We start from the raw sequence: 14,936 nt of genomic DNA, 5'->3' as shown, positions 1-14,936 counted from the left end.
TCCATAAATTTGGTAGGTCTTTGGTAGGTGTCATTCTTTATGTGCCCTCGCAATACTCATTTCAGGTGAGTATCACCCATAACAACTCAAAATGATGGTAGAAGGAATCGCACCATGGCTTTTAAAAATATTGCAGATCAAACAAACGGTTTTTATATCCCTTGCGTTTCACTTTTTGGCCCAGGTTGTGCCAAAGAGATTGGTGCCAAGGCGCAAAATTTAGGTGCAAAAAAAGCACTCATCGTTACCGATGCTGGATTATTTAAATTTGGCGTGGCAGATACCATTGCCGGCTACTTAAAAGAAGCTGGCGTTGACTGTCACATTTTCCCAGGCGCAGAACCTAACCCAACGGATACGAACGTACACAGTGGTGTTGACGCTTATAACAGCAACGGCTGTGATTTTATTGTTTCTCTCGGTGGTGGCTCTTCACACGACTGTGCCAAAGGCATTGGTTTAGTGACTGCAGGTGGTGGGCATATTCGTGATTATGAAGGCATTGATAAAAGTACAGTGCCAATGACTCCGCTGATTGCGATTAATACCACTGCTGGTACAGCTTCTGAAATGACCCGTTTCTGTATCATTACCAATACTGAAACCCATGTAAAAATGGCCATTGTCGATTGGCGTTGCACACCACTCATCGCAATTGATGACCCGAAACTAATGATTGCGAAACCTGCGGCGCTCACTGCAGCAACCGGTATGGATGCATTAACACATGCGGTCGAAGCTTATGTTTCTACAGCAGCCAATCCTATTACCGATGCTTGTGCTGAAAAAGCCATTTCAATGATCAGTGAATGGCTCAGCCCTGCCGTAGCCAATGGCGAAAACCTAGAAGCACGTGATGCGATGAGCTATGCACAGTACTTAGCAGGGATGGCATTTAACAATGCGTCTCTTGGTTATGTCCATGCAATGGCACACCAACTGGGTGGCTTCTACAACCTACCTCACGGTGTTTGTAATGCTGTACTGTTACCGCACGTTTGTGAATTCAACTTGATCGCTTGCCCTGACCGCTATGCACGTATTGCACAGTTGATGGGTGTACCAACTGATGGCCTTACTGTGACTGAAGCTGCCTATGCAGCAATTGCAGCAATTCGTGAACTTTCAGCATCCATTGGTATTCCATCAAGTCTGTCTGAACTCGGTGTGAAAGAACAAGACTTAAGCGTGATGTCTGAAAATGCACAAAAAGATGCCTGCATGCTGACCAACCCACGTAAAGCGACTCATGCTCAAGTGGTCGATATCTTTAAAGCAGCATTAAAACCAAGTGCATCTGTTGTTGACTTCAAAGCAGCTATTTAAGTTCTATATTTCTTGCTTCATGCTAGCAACCTGAGTGCCTGCAAAATCTCAGCTTTTGCAGGCTCAACTGAGTATCCATTTCACATTCATTCAGGAAAGGCTGACCAAGGACGGGTCACTTTCATGCTCAGGTTGTTCTTTTTCTCTTTCTAAATTATTCCACCTACCTTCATTATTTAATTTGACAAAATGCCATGTCTCATCAAGGATAAAGTATAAATTCAAGAACATGGAACACTATAAAAATGACGCATTCAGCAGTGCACTATCAACCCGACATTTTAGGCACGGGCTATGAACAAACCACACTTCATTTTCCGGATGATTACGAAGGTGCTGTTGTTGCCACATTAGTTCGAAAAAAAGCAGCAAAGTCCACATCTAAAGCCGTTCTGTATATTCATGGCTTTATTGATTATTTTTTCCAAACCGAAATGGCCGAACAATTTAATCAGCATGGCTTCGACTTTTACGCACTAGATTTAAGAAAGTATGGACGATCAATTCTACCCCATCAAAAATATTATAATGTGCACAACCTCTCCGAGTACGATGCTGAAATTGACCAGGCCCTTGAGATTATCTCCGCTGAAGGTCACGATGCCTTACTGCTCTGCGGTCATTCCACAGGTGGCCTCACCACGACCTTATATGCAGCCCATCATCCCAATCATCCTCTAATTAAAGCCTTGTGGTGTAACAGCCCATTTTATGACTTTAATATGAATCCGATTAAGCGTGCGCTGGGGATTCCACAGCTCAGTAGACTGGCAAAGACTTTTCCAAATTTAAAATTCCCAAGTGAGCTGAATAAATGGTATACGGCGAGCCTACATCAAGATTTAAAAGGTGAGTGGGACTTTAATTTAGACTGGAAAAAAACTCGCTACCCAATGGTATACATCAGTTTCGTCCGCAGTATTTATGAAGCTCAAAAGGAAATTCATCAAGGTGTGACGATTGATGTACCGGTATTAGTGATGCATTCACATCAAACTAAAAATCCAAAAAAATGGGGTAAATCGGCTCAAAGCAGTGATGTTATTTTAGGGGTAAAAGACATTCAAAAATATGCCAAAAAAATTCAGGGCTATGTAACTATTCAAAGTATCCAAAATGGTTTACATGACTTAGTCCTTTCTGAGAAATCAGCACGCGAACAGGTTTATCACAATTTATTCCAATGGCTGAACAGTAAAGGTTTATAGACCAATCAACGCTTAAATAACGGATGTTTCACAAATGAATAAGCTATGGGTGCTGTTTAAATTTTAATAAAGTTTGATGAATAGGATGATTGCCAGGCATCAACTCAATTAAACGCTCAACAGCATCAATCGCCTCAGGGAAACGTGCCACATGTTTTAACAGCACATCGGTTTCTTTGGCATTAAAAATCGCCTGACTCAGACGTGATTCCAAACAATCTCGCCATGCACATAAAAATGGGCTTTCAGTTTTCGCCAAGAAGATCCCTGAACACAGTTTTAAGGCCGAATCGAGATAACCAGCATCGAGTGCCTGTTCAGCTTGCAAAAAATCGGCTTCCACTTGCACCAATAAGCGATATGGTCGTGAACCTAACATACCACCCAAAATATCGCGCAACTGCGACATTTCAGCCTTTAAAGTACCGATACTGACTTTGCGTTCGCCATATAAAGCTTGATGCAATGTATCTAAAGTCATGCCTTGCGGGCACAACGCTAAAATCGTGAGTATTTCAATCTGACGCGGCGTCAGTACCATCACCTTGCCATTAAAGAGCACTTGCGGCACTGAAAATGCTCGTATATATAAATGCTGCTTTTGAAACTCTAATAACGCTGATTGAATAATCGAAGCACAACGTTCTGCGGCCAATAAACCCAGACTATTATGGTTTTTCCACACTGTGGATAAATCAATGACCCCCAAAATTTGTCGGGTATGCGGATCAATAATTGGGGCAGCATAACAAACCCAATCATGTACCGAAGGCATGTAATGCTCATTGGAAAATACGCAGCTCGATTGCTGTGTTTTAAGTGTCAATGCCAGCGCATTTGTGCCGACCAATTCTTCTCGCCACTGCCCACCTGCAATAAAATGTACGCTTTCAGCAGCGCTTTGCATTTGCCGGCTTGAAGCACTCCAAATAATGGTACTGCCCACATCACCCACTGCAAGCACCATCGAAGACTGCTGGGCAATATGTTTCAACTCATCAGCGCAATGCTGTAAGGCATGCTGTAAGGCCGTTGGTTGCGAATTTGAAGGAATTGGAAGTAAAGGCGCAGCAACACGATGCTCAGGAATTTCCGCCTGTGCAGAGCGTTGCCAAGAGCTCGCAATACTCTCATTGAGCTGCGAATTTTGCTGCTTAGACAGACTGGTTCGCTGCCTTAACCGTTCAATATTCTGTCGTTTTTCTAATAAATCCTGCTGCATCATCATTCATTATTCTCACAACAATTCATGACTGAAAATCCATTTTAACGGCTTTTGTTTTAAGGGCTGAAAAAAATATTGTAAACCTTCTTGTCTCCAACCTTTTTCCAACCTTATACAAGTTATGCTAATCAAATAATGTACAAAAGTACCTTATACCAAAGCTGTAGACAGCTAAGGTAAAGCAGCAAGACCAGATCATAATAAACAAGCAAAGGAAGATTTATATGCGTTATGTCGATCCTAATCAACCCGGTTCAAAAGTTCAGTTTAAAGCTCAGTATGAAAACCTGATTGGTGGCGAATGGGTCGCACCTGTCAAAGGCGAATACTTTGAAAATATCTCCCCTGTAGATGGTAAAGTCTTTACCAAAGTGCCACGTTCATCAGCTGATGACATTGAATTGGCTCTCGATGCTGCGCACAAAGCAAAAGCGCAGTGGAATGCATCTTCACCAACCACGCGTTCCAATATTTTGTTAAAAATCGCTGATCGTTTAGAAGAGAATCTTGAGCTTCTGGCAGTGGCAGAAACATGGGACAACGGTAAACCGATCCGTGAAACTCTAGCTGCAGATATTCCACTGTGTATTGATCATTTCCGTTATTTTGCAGGCTGTATCCGTGCACAAGAAGGTGGTATTTCTGAAATTGATGAAAATACCATTGCTTACCATTTTCACGAGCCGTTGGGTGTGGTTGGGCAAATCATTCCATGGAACTTCCCTATCTTGATGGCTGCATGGAAACTTGCACCGGCTCTTGCTGCAGGTAACTGTATTGTATTGAAACCTGCAGAACAAACACCGGTGAGTATTTTAGTTTTAGCTGAATTAATTCAAGATATTCTACCACCAGGCGTACTCAACATCGTCAATGGTTATGGTGTAGAAGTTGGTCGTCCATTGGCGACTAATCCACGTATTGCCAAAATTGCTTTCACCGGTTCAACCGCTGTGGGACAAATGATCATGCAATATGCCACTGAAAATATCATTCCTGTGACATTGGAACTCGGTGGTAAATCACCGAACATTTTCTTTGAAGACATCATGGACAAAGACGATGAATTCTTAGATAAAACACTCGAAGGTTTTGCCATGTTTGCGCTCAACCAAGGTGAAATTTGCACATGTCCATCACGTGCATTGGTACAAGAAAGCATTGCAGATCGATTCTTGGAAATGGCAGTAGAGCGTGTGAAACGTATTAAGACGGGTCATCCACTTGATACAGACACCATGATTGGTGCGCAGGCATCGCAAGAGCAGCAAGACAAAATTTTAGGCTGTATCGCTACAGGTAAAAATGAAGGTGCACAGCTCATTACTGGTGGTGATCCACGTAATGAAGTCGGTACAGGTTTCTATATTGAACCAACCATTTTCAAAGGCACCAATGACATGAAGATTTTCCAAGAAGAAATCTTCGGCCCTGTGCTTTCAGTAGCAACCTTTAAAGACTTTGATGATGCCATTAAAATTGCCAATGACACCATTTATGGTCTAGGTGCAGGTGTGTGGTCACGTTCAGCGCATACTTCTTACCGTGCAGGCCGTGCGATTCAGGCGGGCCGTGTTTGGACCAACTGTTACCACATTTACCCTGCCCATGCAGCATTTGGCGGTTATAAAAAATCAGGTATTGGCCGTGAAAACCACAAAATGATGCTTGATCATTATCAACAAACCAAAAACTTGTTGGTGAGCTATGACACCAAGCCAATGGGATTCTTCTAAGTCTGAATATTGAAAAACAAAAAGCGAACTTCGGTTCGCTTTTTTATTAGAGCTACGTTTAAATTGAATGAACAGTTTGCTGCGCTGGGTCATTCATTTTGCAGACAAGGCATGCTCAACAAAATGTAAATGATCGACACCCCAATATAACTCATCATCGACAAACCAACTTGGCGCCCCGAACACACCACGTGCAATGGCTTCTTCGGTAATGACTTTAAGCTCAGACTTTACTTTTTCATCCTCAAGCCACGATTTAACTTGCGCTACATCCAATCCAAGCTCTTGCATCAATTGAATTAATTCATGTAGGTCATTTAAATTGCGTGGCTGACCAAACATTGCGTTAAAAATACCCGTCAGTACATTGAGAAATGCTTCAGGCTGAAATAACTGGACTGCGGTTATCAAACGCATCAACTGCAAAGTATTGATTGGAAAATACGGATTCATTTGCACGGGAATCTGCCATAGATCTGACCAGCGCTTAAGATCCCGCATGGAATAGCGTGCCTTTGCAGGCACAGCCATCGGACTACTGTTGCCAGTAGCTTTAAACACCCCACCCAATAACATCGGTTTCCAGATAATCTCTGCCTGATATTGCTCAGCAATGTGCTGAATACGGTGAAATCCGATGTAGCTATATGGACTGCCAACATCAAAATAAAACTCGATTAATTTCATTTTTTTCGTCCTTTTTTTTACTTATTTTCCTAATATTTTTAAATCAGTGCTTACCAATGTTCCATCCATGGTCGCAGATCTAATTCATGCGTCCATGCATCCCGTGGTTGCTGTGAGAGATGCCAATAATTTTCCGCAATATGTACTGGATTTAAAATACCATCTTGCTCTTTTTTTGCGTACAAATCGGGAAAAGTCTCTTTAATAAAATCGGTATCAATTGCACCATCAACCACTACATGTGCCACATGAATATTTCTTGGTCCAAGTTCACGTGCCATGCTTTGTGCCAAGGCACGAAGCGCATGTTTTGCGCCAGCAAAAGCGGCAAAGCCTGCAGCACCGCGAACCCCAGCCGTCGCACCCGTAAAAATAATTGTGCCAGATTCACGGCTCACCATGCGCTTCGCCACTTCCCGACCAGTTAAAAATGCCGAGAAACATGCCATTTCCCAAATCTTAAAATATTTACGTGCGGTTTCTTCCAAAATACTACATGGCACATTGGCACCGATATTAAAGACCATCACCTCAATAGCACCAATACTGGACTCTATTTGCTCCACCAACTCAATGACTTGTTCTTCTTTACGTGCATCAGAAGCAAAACCATAGGCTTTGCCACCGAGTTGTTCAATCTCATCAATTAAAGGCTGTAATTTGTCTGCATTTCGTCGTGTCATACAGGCAATATAACCCTCTCGGGCAAAACGCTTAGCTATTTCACCACCAGTTGCATCACCTGCACCAATCACTAAAGCGACTTTTGACGAAGTCCGATTGAGTTGTTGCATAGTCTCACTCCATTGCTGTTTTATTTTTATTCCACGCTCATTTTATTTACGCGTCGGTTTTAAACCACACATTATTAAATAACGATCGTTACTATAACGAATACTATGTTATGGTTAATTTATCGTCAATCTTATTTTCAAGGGTGTTGCAGATGCGCTACAAACCCGAATACAAACAAAAAAAACGCCAAGAACTTTTAACCATCAGCGGACAAATTGCGAAAAAAGACGGCTTTGCCGCAACAGGTGTGGATGGATTCATGAAAGCCGCCGGCGTCACCAGTGGTGCCTTTTACTCACATTTTTCGTCTAAACAAGAGCTACTTAAAGCCTTAATTGAACATGAGTTACAACACAGTTTTGATATGTGGCAAAACAATCCACATGATAATGCACAGAATTGGATTGAATTTGAGCTTGACCGCTATTTAACCCCTGCACATGTTCAGCATCCCGAGCAAGGTTGTTCACTCCCCACGCTTGCGAGTGAAGTAGCGCGTGCAGATCAGGACACTAAGTTGGTATATGAAACTGAATTACTGCGTGGTCACGCTTTATTTAGTCAGCATCTCGGTAGCGAAGAACTCGCTTGGGCCATAATCTGCCAACTTGCTGGTGCAATTTTAATTGCGCGAGCAGCTACTGATCCACATTTGCAAAAAAACATATTAGACGCCAATAAGATGATGATTAGGCAATATTTAGACAGTCATCCTCCCGTATCAATGTAATTGATTTTTATGTGACAGTTCATGGAGTTAAAGACCGACAGTTTTCCGACAAACTGTTCATCTCTTTCATTTGAATTATTTAAAATCTGTATAAGCTTACCCATTTTTATGCTTTTCAAGTGTTTAAAGATTCAGCATAAATGGCACAATTCAAATAAAGTCCTCTTTTCAAGGTTCTGACGACTGTGTATAACAATGAGCCAGTAAAGGAAACTCATAAGCATAGGCAAAGGACGCAAAAAAACGTTAGACTATGCAACAATCAATGCAAGTAAATGTCATTCGAGACAAACAAAAAGGTGAAGATTGATGCCGCTCAATACTGTTGAAGAGCTCGTAGCTGATATTCGTGCAGGTAAAATGGTCATCCTGATGGATGATGAAGATCGTGAAAATGAAGGCGACCTTGTCATCGCTGCGACCCACGTACGCCCTGAAGATATCAACTTCATGATTACGCATGCGCGTGGTCTTGTGTGCTTAACCTTAAGTAAAGAGCGTTGCCAGCAGTTAAATTTACCTTTAATGGTCGATGCAAACGGTGCACAGCACGGTACAAACTTCACATTATCGATTGAAGCAGCAAATGGCATTTCAACTGGTATTTCTCCTGCTGAACGTGCACATACCATTCAAACTGCTGTAGCAGCACATGCAAAACCCGCTGATATTGTTCAGCCAGGCCATATTTTCCCGCTTATGGCGCAGCCAGGTGGTGTACTACACCGTGCAGGTCATACTGAAGCAGGCTGTGACTTATCTCGGTTAGCCGGCCTAGAACCCGCATCTGTGATTTGTGAAATCATCAATGAAGACGGCACTATGGCGCGTCGCCCAGACCTTGAAGTGTTTGCTGAAAAGCATGGCTTAAAAATGGGGACCATTGCAGATCTGATTCACTACCGAATGACCAATGAACAAACTGTTGAGCGCATTGATCAACAAACCTTAGATACAGAATACGGTACATTTGAATTGTTCCGTTACCGTGAAATTGGTAATCCAGATATTCATTTAGCACTGGTTAAAGGCGAACCGAAACAAGGGGTAACCACAGTTCGTGTGCATGGTTTCAGCCCAGTTCGTGACTTATTAAAACTGAATAAACAAGATGGCGCTCCGGCGTGGAATCTCGATAAAGCACTCAAAGAAATCGCATCCAGCGATCGTGGTGTTTTAGTGTGGATTGGTCAGCGTCATTTACAGGACTTAGGCCCTGCTTTAGAAAATTTAACTGCACCGAAAAATGTTAAATCCAATGCGGCATTGTCTCAGCAGTATCAAACCATTGGTGTCGGCGCACAAATTTTACGTGATTTAGGCGTTGAAAAAATGAAGCTTCTTAGCTCGCCATTACGCTTTAATGCATTATCAGGTTTTAACTTAGAAGTGGTGGAATACATCACCGCAAATCAAACATCAGAGAAATAATCGAGGTTGCTATGGCAGTTCGCCGTATTGAAGGTATGTTACATCTCGCGAACGAAGACCGTTATGCGATTTTAGTTGGTCGTTTTAATAGCTTTGTTGTTGAACATTTGCTAGAAGGTGCCGTTGATACATTGAAACGTCATGGCGTATCAGAGGATAATATCACTGTTGTTCATGCACCAGGTGCTTGGGAACTTCCAGTGGTTGCAAAGAAACTTGCAGCTTCAGATCGTTTCGATGCCATCATCGCGCTTGGCGCAGTGATTCGTGGTAGCACGCCTCACTTCGATTTTGTTGCTGGCGAATGTGCCAAAGGTTTAGGCGTTGTTGGTCTAGACACTGGCTTACCAGTAATTAATGGTGTATTGACTACGGATAGTATTGAACAAGCGATTGAACGCTCGGGTACAAAAGCAGGTAATAAAGGTAGTGAAGCTGCCTTGACTGCTATTGAAATGGTTAACTTGTTAAAGGCTATTTAACGCTATGTCGCAAACACTTCAAGCAACTTATGCAGCAAAACGTAAAGCACGTCGCTTTGCTGTACAAGGAATTTATGAATGGCAAATGAGCCGCAATCCTGTGCATGAGATTGAAGCACGTACGCGTGTGGAAAATGCCATGCACAAGGTAGATCTCGGCTATTACCACGAGTTATTGACCGAGGTTGTTGCCAATCATGAAGCATTGGATGCGCTTTTAATCCCTGTACTCGATCGCGAAGTTGAAGCCTTAGATGGCGTTGAACTTGCAACCCTTCGTTTAGGCGCGTATGAACTCAAAGAACACCTTGAGATTCCTTACCGTGTCGTACTCGATGAAGCGATCGAGTTAGCTAAACATTTTGGCGGTGCAGACAGCCATAAGTACATCAATGGTGTATTGGATCGTTTAGCGACTACATTGCGTGCAGCAGAAAAGCAACAAGCTAATTAATTTATTAAGTAGTACGTTGTATGGCTGAGTTCTCTATCATTGATACCTATTTTAATCGTCACAGCAGTAGTGCTGTCGATTTAGGAGTCGGTGATGACTCAGCCTTGCTCACCCCTCCTCCACAGCAACAATTGGTCATCTGTGCCGATACTCTCGTTGCTGGACGTCATTTTCCTCTCGACACCAACCCACATGCCATTGGTTGGAAATCTGTTGCCGTCAATTTATCTGACATTGCTGCAATGGGCGCCAAACCGCATAGTATTTTACTGGCATTAAGCCTACCCCAAATTGATCATGAATGGCTCAAAGGCTTTAGTCAGGGTTTATATGATTGTTGCGATCAATTTGGTGTGAGTTTAATCGGTGGGGATACCACTCAAAGTCCTCATCTGACGATTTCAGTCACAGCATTAGGCTGGGTCGATATAGGCAAAGCAGTAACCCGCTCAGGCGCTCAAGTTGGTGATTTCATTTGTGTCAGCGGTCAAGTTGGCGATGCTGCGTATGGATTACAGCATTTAGGACACCCACTGCAAAAGCGTTTAGATTATCCAACACCACGTTGCCAACTTGGTCAACAGCTCAAAGGCTTAGCTCATAGCATGATCGATGTCTCTGACGGCTTGGCTCAGGACTTAGGACATATTTTGCATGCCTCTAAAGTGGGTGCAGAAATCGAGTTAGATCAACTTCCTATCGACGACCATGTAAAACAATTACAACAAGAATCCCAATGGCAGTATGCACTCGCGGGTGGTGATGACTATGAGTTATGCTTTACAATAAGCCCGCAGAATTATCAAAAACTTCTGCAACTAGAATTAGATGTAAACATTCATAAAATTGGTCAAATTACTAAGCCACTCGGGCTGCGTTACAAAAACTACGGCACTGACCATATACTAAAATTTCAGGGATATCAGCATTTTGCATAAACCAGCCATTAACTTCAAACAAATGTCTTGGGCCAACAGAATAATCGCATTCTGTGGCGTGGGCTTTGGTTCTGGTCTTGCTCCCAAAGCACCGGGAACATTTGGCTCTGCGTTTGCTTTATTGTTTATTCCTGGTTGGCTTGCAATTGGATTTATCAACTCCATTATTGTCATGATCATCATGTCAATTGTCGGCATATTTATTTGTGGTCAAACCGCGAAAGTGATGGGCGTGCATGACGATGGGCGCATTGTCTGGGACGAGTTTGCAGGACAGTCTATTACTTTCCTTCCCGTTTTATACCTCGGACAAATGAACTGGACTTGGGCACTGATTGGTTTTGCCCTATTCCGTTTATTCGATGTATGGAAGCCTTGGCCTATTCGTGTCATTGATCGTCAAGTGGGTGGCGGTTTTGGCATCATGTTTGACGATATTATTGCGGGCCTTTGGGCTGCGCTTTGCATCTGTATTTATTTTTATATTTTGTCTATGTAATAGAAACACCTAGGATTTAAAATGTCTACGAGCGTTATTATTCTTGCTGCAGGTAAAGGAACACGTATGCGTTCAAATTTACCCAAAGTATTACAACCACTTGCAGGACAACCTTTACTCGGCCATGTCATTCACACTGCAAAAAAACTACAAGCAGCAGAAATAATTACCATCTATGGGCATGGCGGTGATCAAGTACAAAAAGCATTTGCCCATGAAAATATAAAATGGGTTGAACAAGCTGAACAATTGGGAACAGGTCACGCAGTGAAAGTAACCCTGCCCGTTTTGGCTAAAACAGGTGTATCACTGATTTTATCTGGTGATGTTCCATGCATTAGTGAAGATACTTTACAAAAACTACTCAATGCATCTACTCAAACAGGTATTGGCTTAGTGACCTTAACGGTTGCTGATGCGACAGGTTACGGGCGCATTGTGCGTGAAAATGGTAAGATTCAAGCCATTGTTGAACATAAAGATGCTTCTGAAGAACAACGTAAAATCAAAGAGTTTAATACCGGTATTTATGCAGTGAGCAATGCCAAATTGCATGAATGGCTGCCAAAATTGAGCAATAATAATGCGCAAGGTGAATATTACCTGACCGATATCGTTGCCATGGCGATTGCTGACGGTCTCGAAGTTGCATCTGTAGAACCAGAGCGTACATTCGAAGTCGAAGGTGTGAATGACCGCGTACAATTAGCGGCATTAGAGCGTGAATTTCAAAATTTCCAAGCCAAACAACTGATGCAACAAGGCGTTCACCTCATCGACCCTGCTCGTTTTGATTTACGTGGCACATTAAAAGCAGGTCAAGATGTTCGCATTGACATTAATGTGATCATTGAAGGCAATTGTGAGCTCGGTGACAATGTCGAAATCGGCGCTGGTTGTGTAATAAAAAATACGCAAATTGCCGCAGGCACCAAAGTTCAACCGTATAGTGTATTTGACAGTGCTATTGTGGGTGAAAATACGCAAATTGGCCCATTCTCACGTTTACGCCCAGGTGCCAAACTTGCCAATGAAGTACATATCGGCAATTTTGTTGAAGTAAAAAATTCAAGCATTGGCTTAGGCTCTAAAGCCAATCACTTCACCTACTTAGGTGATGCTGAAGTGGGTGCTGGATCAAATATTGGTGCGGGAACCATTACCTGTAACTATGATGGCGCCAATAAATTTAAAACCATCATTGGTGACAATGCCTTTATTGGCTCAAACAGCTCATTGGTTGCCCCTGTACACATTGCCAATGGTGCGACCGTCGGTGCTGGCTCAACCATTACCCGTGACGTAGCAGAAAATACTCTTGCGGTAGAACGTTCTAAGCAATTTGCCAAAGAAAACTATCAACGTCCCCAAAAATTGAAGAAATAAGAGGATAAAATTATGTGCGGTATCGTCGGTGGCGTTGCAGAACGTAGTATTACCAATATTTTAGTAGAAGGTTTAAAACGCCTTGAATACCGTGGTTATGATTCAGCAGGATTAGCACTGATCAATAAAGGTCACGTCCTTCGCGAACGTCGTGTTGGTAAAGTTGCAAATTTAGAGCAAGCTGTAGAAGAAGCTGACATTACAGGTTCTGTAGGGATTGCACATACGCGCTGGGCAACCCATGGCAAGCCAACAGAGAATAATGCCCATCCACATATTTCTGGCACAGTTGCTGTTGTTCATAACGGTATTATTGAAAACTATCAAGAGCTTAAAGATGATCTTGAAGCTTTAGGCTATGTATTTACCTCACAAACCGATACCGAAGTTGTTGCACATTTAGTCAATGATGCCCTAAAAAGTACGCCAAGTTTATTGGAAGCGGTAAAGCAAGTTGTTCCTCAACTCAAAGGTGCTTATGCACTGGGTATCGTACATACAGATCATCCTGATGAATTAATCACAGTACGTGAAGGTTCACCACTTGTGATTGGTGTAGGTATTGGTGAGAACTTTATTAGCTCGGATCAATTAGCACTTTTACCGATTACCAACCGTTTTATCTACCTTGAAGAAGGTGATATTGCGCGTTTAACCCGTAATACCATTGAAGTATTTGTTGATGGTCAACTCGTGAACCGCCCAATTAAAGAGCTAGATGCAACGGTAAGTAACGCTTCGAAAGGTGAATACAAGCATTACATGCTCAAAGAAATTTATGAGCAACCTGAAGCGATTAAACAAACGATCTCTCAGGCATTAAATGGCAATGCACTACGTGATGATTTCTTAATCAATGCGACTGATGCTTTTACTAAAATTCAGCAAGTGCAAATCATTGCCTGCGGCACCAGTTACCATGCTGGTATGATTGCCAAATATTGGTTTGAGCAACTCATTGACGTACCTTGCCAAGTCGAAATTGCCAGTGAGTTCCGTTATCGCTCGCCTGTGATTGTCAATAACACCCTGTATGTATGTATTTCTCAATCAGGTGAAACTGCAGATACGCTTGCTGCACTGCGTGATACACAAAAGCGTGCTGGCGCTAAGGGTTTAGATATTACCACCATGACCATTTGTAACGTTGCGACGTCTTCAATGGTCCGTGAAACCAACTATAGTTTGTTGACACTTGCAGGCCCTGAAATTGGTGTGGCTTCAACCAAAGCATTTACTACGCAGCTTGCAGCACTCATGCTTTTAGTTCTAAAAATGGGGCAAATTAAGCAGACCATTTCTGAAACTCAAATTGCTGAAATTATTGCAGACTTGTGGCATACGCCTAAGGTGATTTTAGATACGCTGCAAAACAATGCAGAAATTTTGCGTTTATCTGAGCTGTTTGTTGAAAAAAATCACTGCTTATTCTTAGGCCGTGGTACTGAGTTCCCTATCGCACTTGAAGGTGCTTTAAAACTCAAAGAAATTTCATATATTCATGCAGAAGGTTATGCTGCCGGTGAACTCAAACATGGTCCATTGGCTTTAGTGGATAACGACATGCCTGTTGTGATTCTAGCACCGAAAGATGACATGCTGGATAAACTCAAATCAAATATGGAAGAAGTCCAAGCACGTGGCGGTGAGTTATTTGTTTTCGCTGATGAAAATAGTGGGATTAAAGCCAAAGAGCGTCTACATGTGGTCTTTGTACCGAGTGTGAGCGCATTACTCGCTCCTATCGTGTACAGTATTCCTGTGCAATTACTTTCATACCATGTTGCTGTATTACGTGGAACTGATGTCGATCAGCCACGTAACTTGGCGAAGTCTGTGACGGTGGAATAATAATTTCGATCAAGGGCTAGAAATTGTGTTCGTATAATTAAGTTTGTACCAAATAATTAAGTTTAGATTTAATTATTTAAGTTTGGATATTAATGAAGTAAACGAATACCCCCCACCCTGTAGACCCAGTGATTCTTCACCAAGTCTACAGGGTTTTTAATATAATTAAATTCAAATTAGAGTCAAAC

Annotated in this window: 14 protein-coding genes; 11 read left to right on the top strand and 3 right to left on the bottom strand. The window is 42.4% G+C overall.

Going from position 1 to position 14,936, the window contains the following annotated elements; all coding sequences use genetic code 11:
• Window positions 1-114: 114 nt before the first annotated feature.
• Window positions 115-1,326 (top strand): iron-containing alcohol dehydrogenase, encoded by a 1,212-nt coding sequence (locus tag FTV09_RS01180; protein ID WP_180056351.1) that lies wholly within the window; start codon window positions 115-117, stop codon window positions 1,324-1,326.
• 245 nt (window positions 1,327-1,571) lie between these two features.
• A complete protein-coding gene (locus tag FTV09_RS01175) occupies window positions 1,572-2,534 on the top strand; it encodes an alpha/beta hydrolase (RefSeq protein WP_180056349.1) in 963 nt (320 codons plus the stop codon).
• A 43-nt stretch (window positions 2,535-2,577) separates the two neighbouring features.
• Here the strand turns inward: FTV09_RS01175 and FTV09_RS01170 are convergent, their stop codons facing one another.
• Window positions 2,578-3,762, bottom strand: a complete 1,185-nt coding sequence (locus tag FTV09_RS01170; RefSeq protein WP_180056347.1) for a transcriptional regulator — start codon at window positions 3,760-3,762, stop codon at window positions 2,578-2,580.
• Window positions 3,763-3,983: 221 nt separating this feature from the next.
• Here FTV09_RS01170 and FTV09_RS01165 point away from each other — a divergent pair, with 221 nt between their 5' ends.
• The gene (locus FTV09_RS01165; RefSeq protein WP_180056344.1) at window positions 3,984-5,495 is read left to right on the top strand and encodes an aldehyde dehydrogenase family protein; all 1,512 of its coding nucleotides are present in this window, start codon (window positions 3,984-3,986) and stop codon (window positions 5,493-5,495) included.
• A gap of 93 nt (window positions 5,496-5,588) precedes the next feature.
• Here FTV09_RS01165 and FTV09_RS01160 read toward each other — a convergent pair whose 3' ends face one another.
• A complete protein-coding gene (locus FTV09_RS01160; protein WP_180056342.1) occupies window positions 5,589-6,182 on the bottom strand; it encodes a 2-hydroxychromene-2-carboxylate isomerase in 594 nt (197 codons plus the stop codon).
• A 50-nt stretch (window positions 6,183-6,232) separates the two neighbouring features.
• Window positions 6,233-6,976 carry an SDR family oxidoreductase gene (locus FTV09_RS01155; RefSeq protein ID WP_180056341.1) on the bottom strand — a complete coding sequence of 248 codons (744 nt, stop codon included), beginning with the start codon at window positions 6,974-6,976 and terminating at the stop codon, window positions 6,233-6,235.
• Between the two features lie 152 nt (window positions 6,977-7,128).
• Here FTV09_RS01155 and FTV09_RS01150 point away from each other — a divergent pair, with 152 nt between their 5' ends.
• The 8 genes from FTV09_RS01150 to glmS all read left to right on the top strand — a co-directional run bounded on the left by FTV09_RS01150 (window position 7,129) and on the right by glmS (window position 14,748).
• Complete coding sequence (locus tag FTV09_RS01150) at window positions 7,129-7,707, top strand: TetR/AcrR family transcriptional regulator (protein ID WP_180056340.1); 579 nt, start codon at window positions 7,129-7,131, stop codon at window positions 7,705-7,707.
• A gap of 309 nt (window positions 7,708-8,016) precedes the next feature.
• Window positions 8,017-9,138, top strand: coding sequence for a bifunctional 3,4-dihydroxy-2-butanone-4-phosphate synthase/GTP cyclohydrolase II (gene ribBA, locus FTV09_RS01145; protein WP_078191533.1), 1,122 nt, complete (start codon window positions 8,017-8,019; stop codon window positions 9,136-9,138).
• Window positions 9,139-9,149: 11 nt separating this feature from the next.
• Window positions 9,150-9,620, top strand: a complete 471-nt coding sequence (gene ribE, locus FTV09_RS01140) for a 6,7-dimethyl-8-ribityllumazine synthase (protein WP_067765591.1) — start codon at window positions 9,150-9,152, stop codon at window positions 9,618-9,620.
• Between the two features lie 4 nt (window positions 9,621-9,624).
• Complete coding sequence (nusB, locus tag FTV09_RS01135) at window positions 9,625-10,074, top strand: transcription antitermination factor NusB (RefSeq protein ID WP_067765594.1); 450 nt, start codon at window positions 9,625-9,627, stop codon at window positions 10,072-10,074.
• A 20-nt stretch (window positions 10,075-10,094) separates the two neighbouring features.
• The gene (gene thiL, locus FTV09_RS01130) at window positions 10,095-11,012 is read left to right on the top strand and encodes a thiamine-phosphate kinase (RefSeq protein WP_180056339.1); all 918 of its coding nucleotides are present in this window, start codon (window positions 10,095-10,097) and stop codon (window positions 11,010-11,012) included.
• A gap of 22 nt (window positions 11,013-11,034) precedes the next feature.
• Window positions 11,035-11,511, top strand: a complete 477-nt coding sequence (locus tag FTV09_RS01125; RefSeq protein WP_180056358.1) for a phosphatidylglycerophosphatase A — start codon at window positions 11,035-11,037, stop codon at window positions 11,509-11,511.
• Between the two features lie 21 nt (window positions 11,512-11,532).
• Window positions 11,533-12,897 carry a bifunctional UDP-N-acetylglucosamine diphosphorylase/glucosamine-1-phosphate N-acetyltransferase GlmU gene (gene glmU, locus FTV09_RS01120; RefSeq protein ID WP_180056338.1) on the top strand — a complete coding sequence of 455 codons (1,365 nt, stop codon included), beginning with the start codon at window positions 11,533-11,535 and terminating at the stop codon, window positions 12,895-12,897.
• 12 nt (window positions 12,898-12,909) lie between these two features.
• A complete protein-coding gene (gene glmS / locus FTV09_RS01115; protein WP_180056337.1) occupies window positions 12,910-14,748 on the top strand; it encodes a glutamine--fructose-6-phosphate transaminase (isomerizing) in 1,839 nt (612 codons plus the stop codon).
• Window positions 14,749-14,936: the final 188 nt, after the last annotated feature.

It is taken from the genome of Acinetobacter sp. YH12227, from assembly GCF_013417785.1.
Lineage (GTDB): Bacteria > Pseudomonadota > Gammaproteobacteria > Pseudomonadales > Moraxellaceae > Acinetobacter > Acinetobacter gandensis.
The sequence above is the reverse complement of the archived record's forward strand: the minus strand, read 5'-3'. Positions and strand labels throughout refer to the sequence as shown.

Excerpts from the sequence above, each read along its gene's own strand:
- glmU (WP_180056338.1), top strand. The coding sequence starts at position 11,533 with ATGTCTACGAGCGTTATTATTCTTGCTGCAGGTAAAGGAACACGTATG.
- FTV09_RS01165 (WP_180056344.1), top strand. The coding sequence starts at position 3,984 with ATGCGTTATGTCGATCCTAATCAACCCGGTTCAAAAGTTCAGTTTAAA.
- FTV09_RS01125 (WP_180056358.1), top strand. The coding sequence starts at position 11,035 with ATGTCTTGGGCCAACAGAATAATCGCATTCTGTGGCGTGGGCTTTGGT.
- ribBA (WP_078191533.1), top strand. The coding sequence starts at position 8,017 with ATGCCGCTCAATACTGTTGAAGAGCTCGTAGCTGATATTCGTGCAGGT.
- nusB (WP_067765594.1), top strand. The coding sequence starts at position 9,625 with ATGTCGCAAACACTTCAAGCAACTTATGCAGCAAAACGTAAAGCACGT.
- FTV09_RS01150 (WP_180056340.1), top strand. The coding sequence starts at position 7,129 with ATGCGCTACAAACCCGAATACAAACAAAAAAAACGCCAAGAACTTTTA.
- FTV09_RS01170 (WP_180056347.1), bottom strand. The coding sequence starts at position 3,762 with ATGATGATGCAGCAGGATTTATTAGAAAAACGACAGAATATTGAACGG.
- FTV09_RS01155 (WP_180056341.1), bottom strand. The coding sequence starts at position 6,976 with ATGCAACAACTCAATCGGACTTCGTCAAAAGTCGCTTTAGTGATTGGT.
- ribE (WP_067765591.1), top strand. The coding sequence starts at position 9,150 with ATGGCAGTTCGCCGTATTGAAGGTATGTTACATCTCGCGAACGAAGAC.
- thiL (WP_180056339.1), top strand. The coding sequence starts at position 10,095 with ATGGCTGAGTTCTCTATCATTGATACCTATTTTAATCGTCACAGCAGT.
- FTV09_RS01180 (WP_180056351.1), top strand. The coding sequence starts at position 115 with ATGGCTTTTAAAAATATTGCAGATCAAACAAACGGTTTTTATATCCCT.
- glmS (WP_180056337.1), top strand. The coding sequence starts at position 12,910 with ATGTGCGGTATCGTCGGTGGCGTTGCAGAACGTAGTATTACCAATATT.
- FTV09_RS01160 (WP_180056342.1), bottom strand. The coding sequence starts at position 6,182 with ATGAAATTAATCGAGTTTTATTTTGATGTTGGCAGTCCATATAGCTAC.
- FTV09_RS01175 (WP_180056349.1), top strand. The coding sequence starts at position 1,572 with ATGACGCATTCAGCAGTGCACTATCAACCCGACATTTTAGGCACGGGC.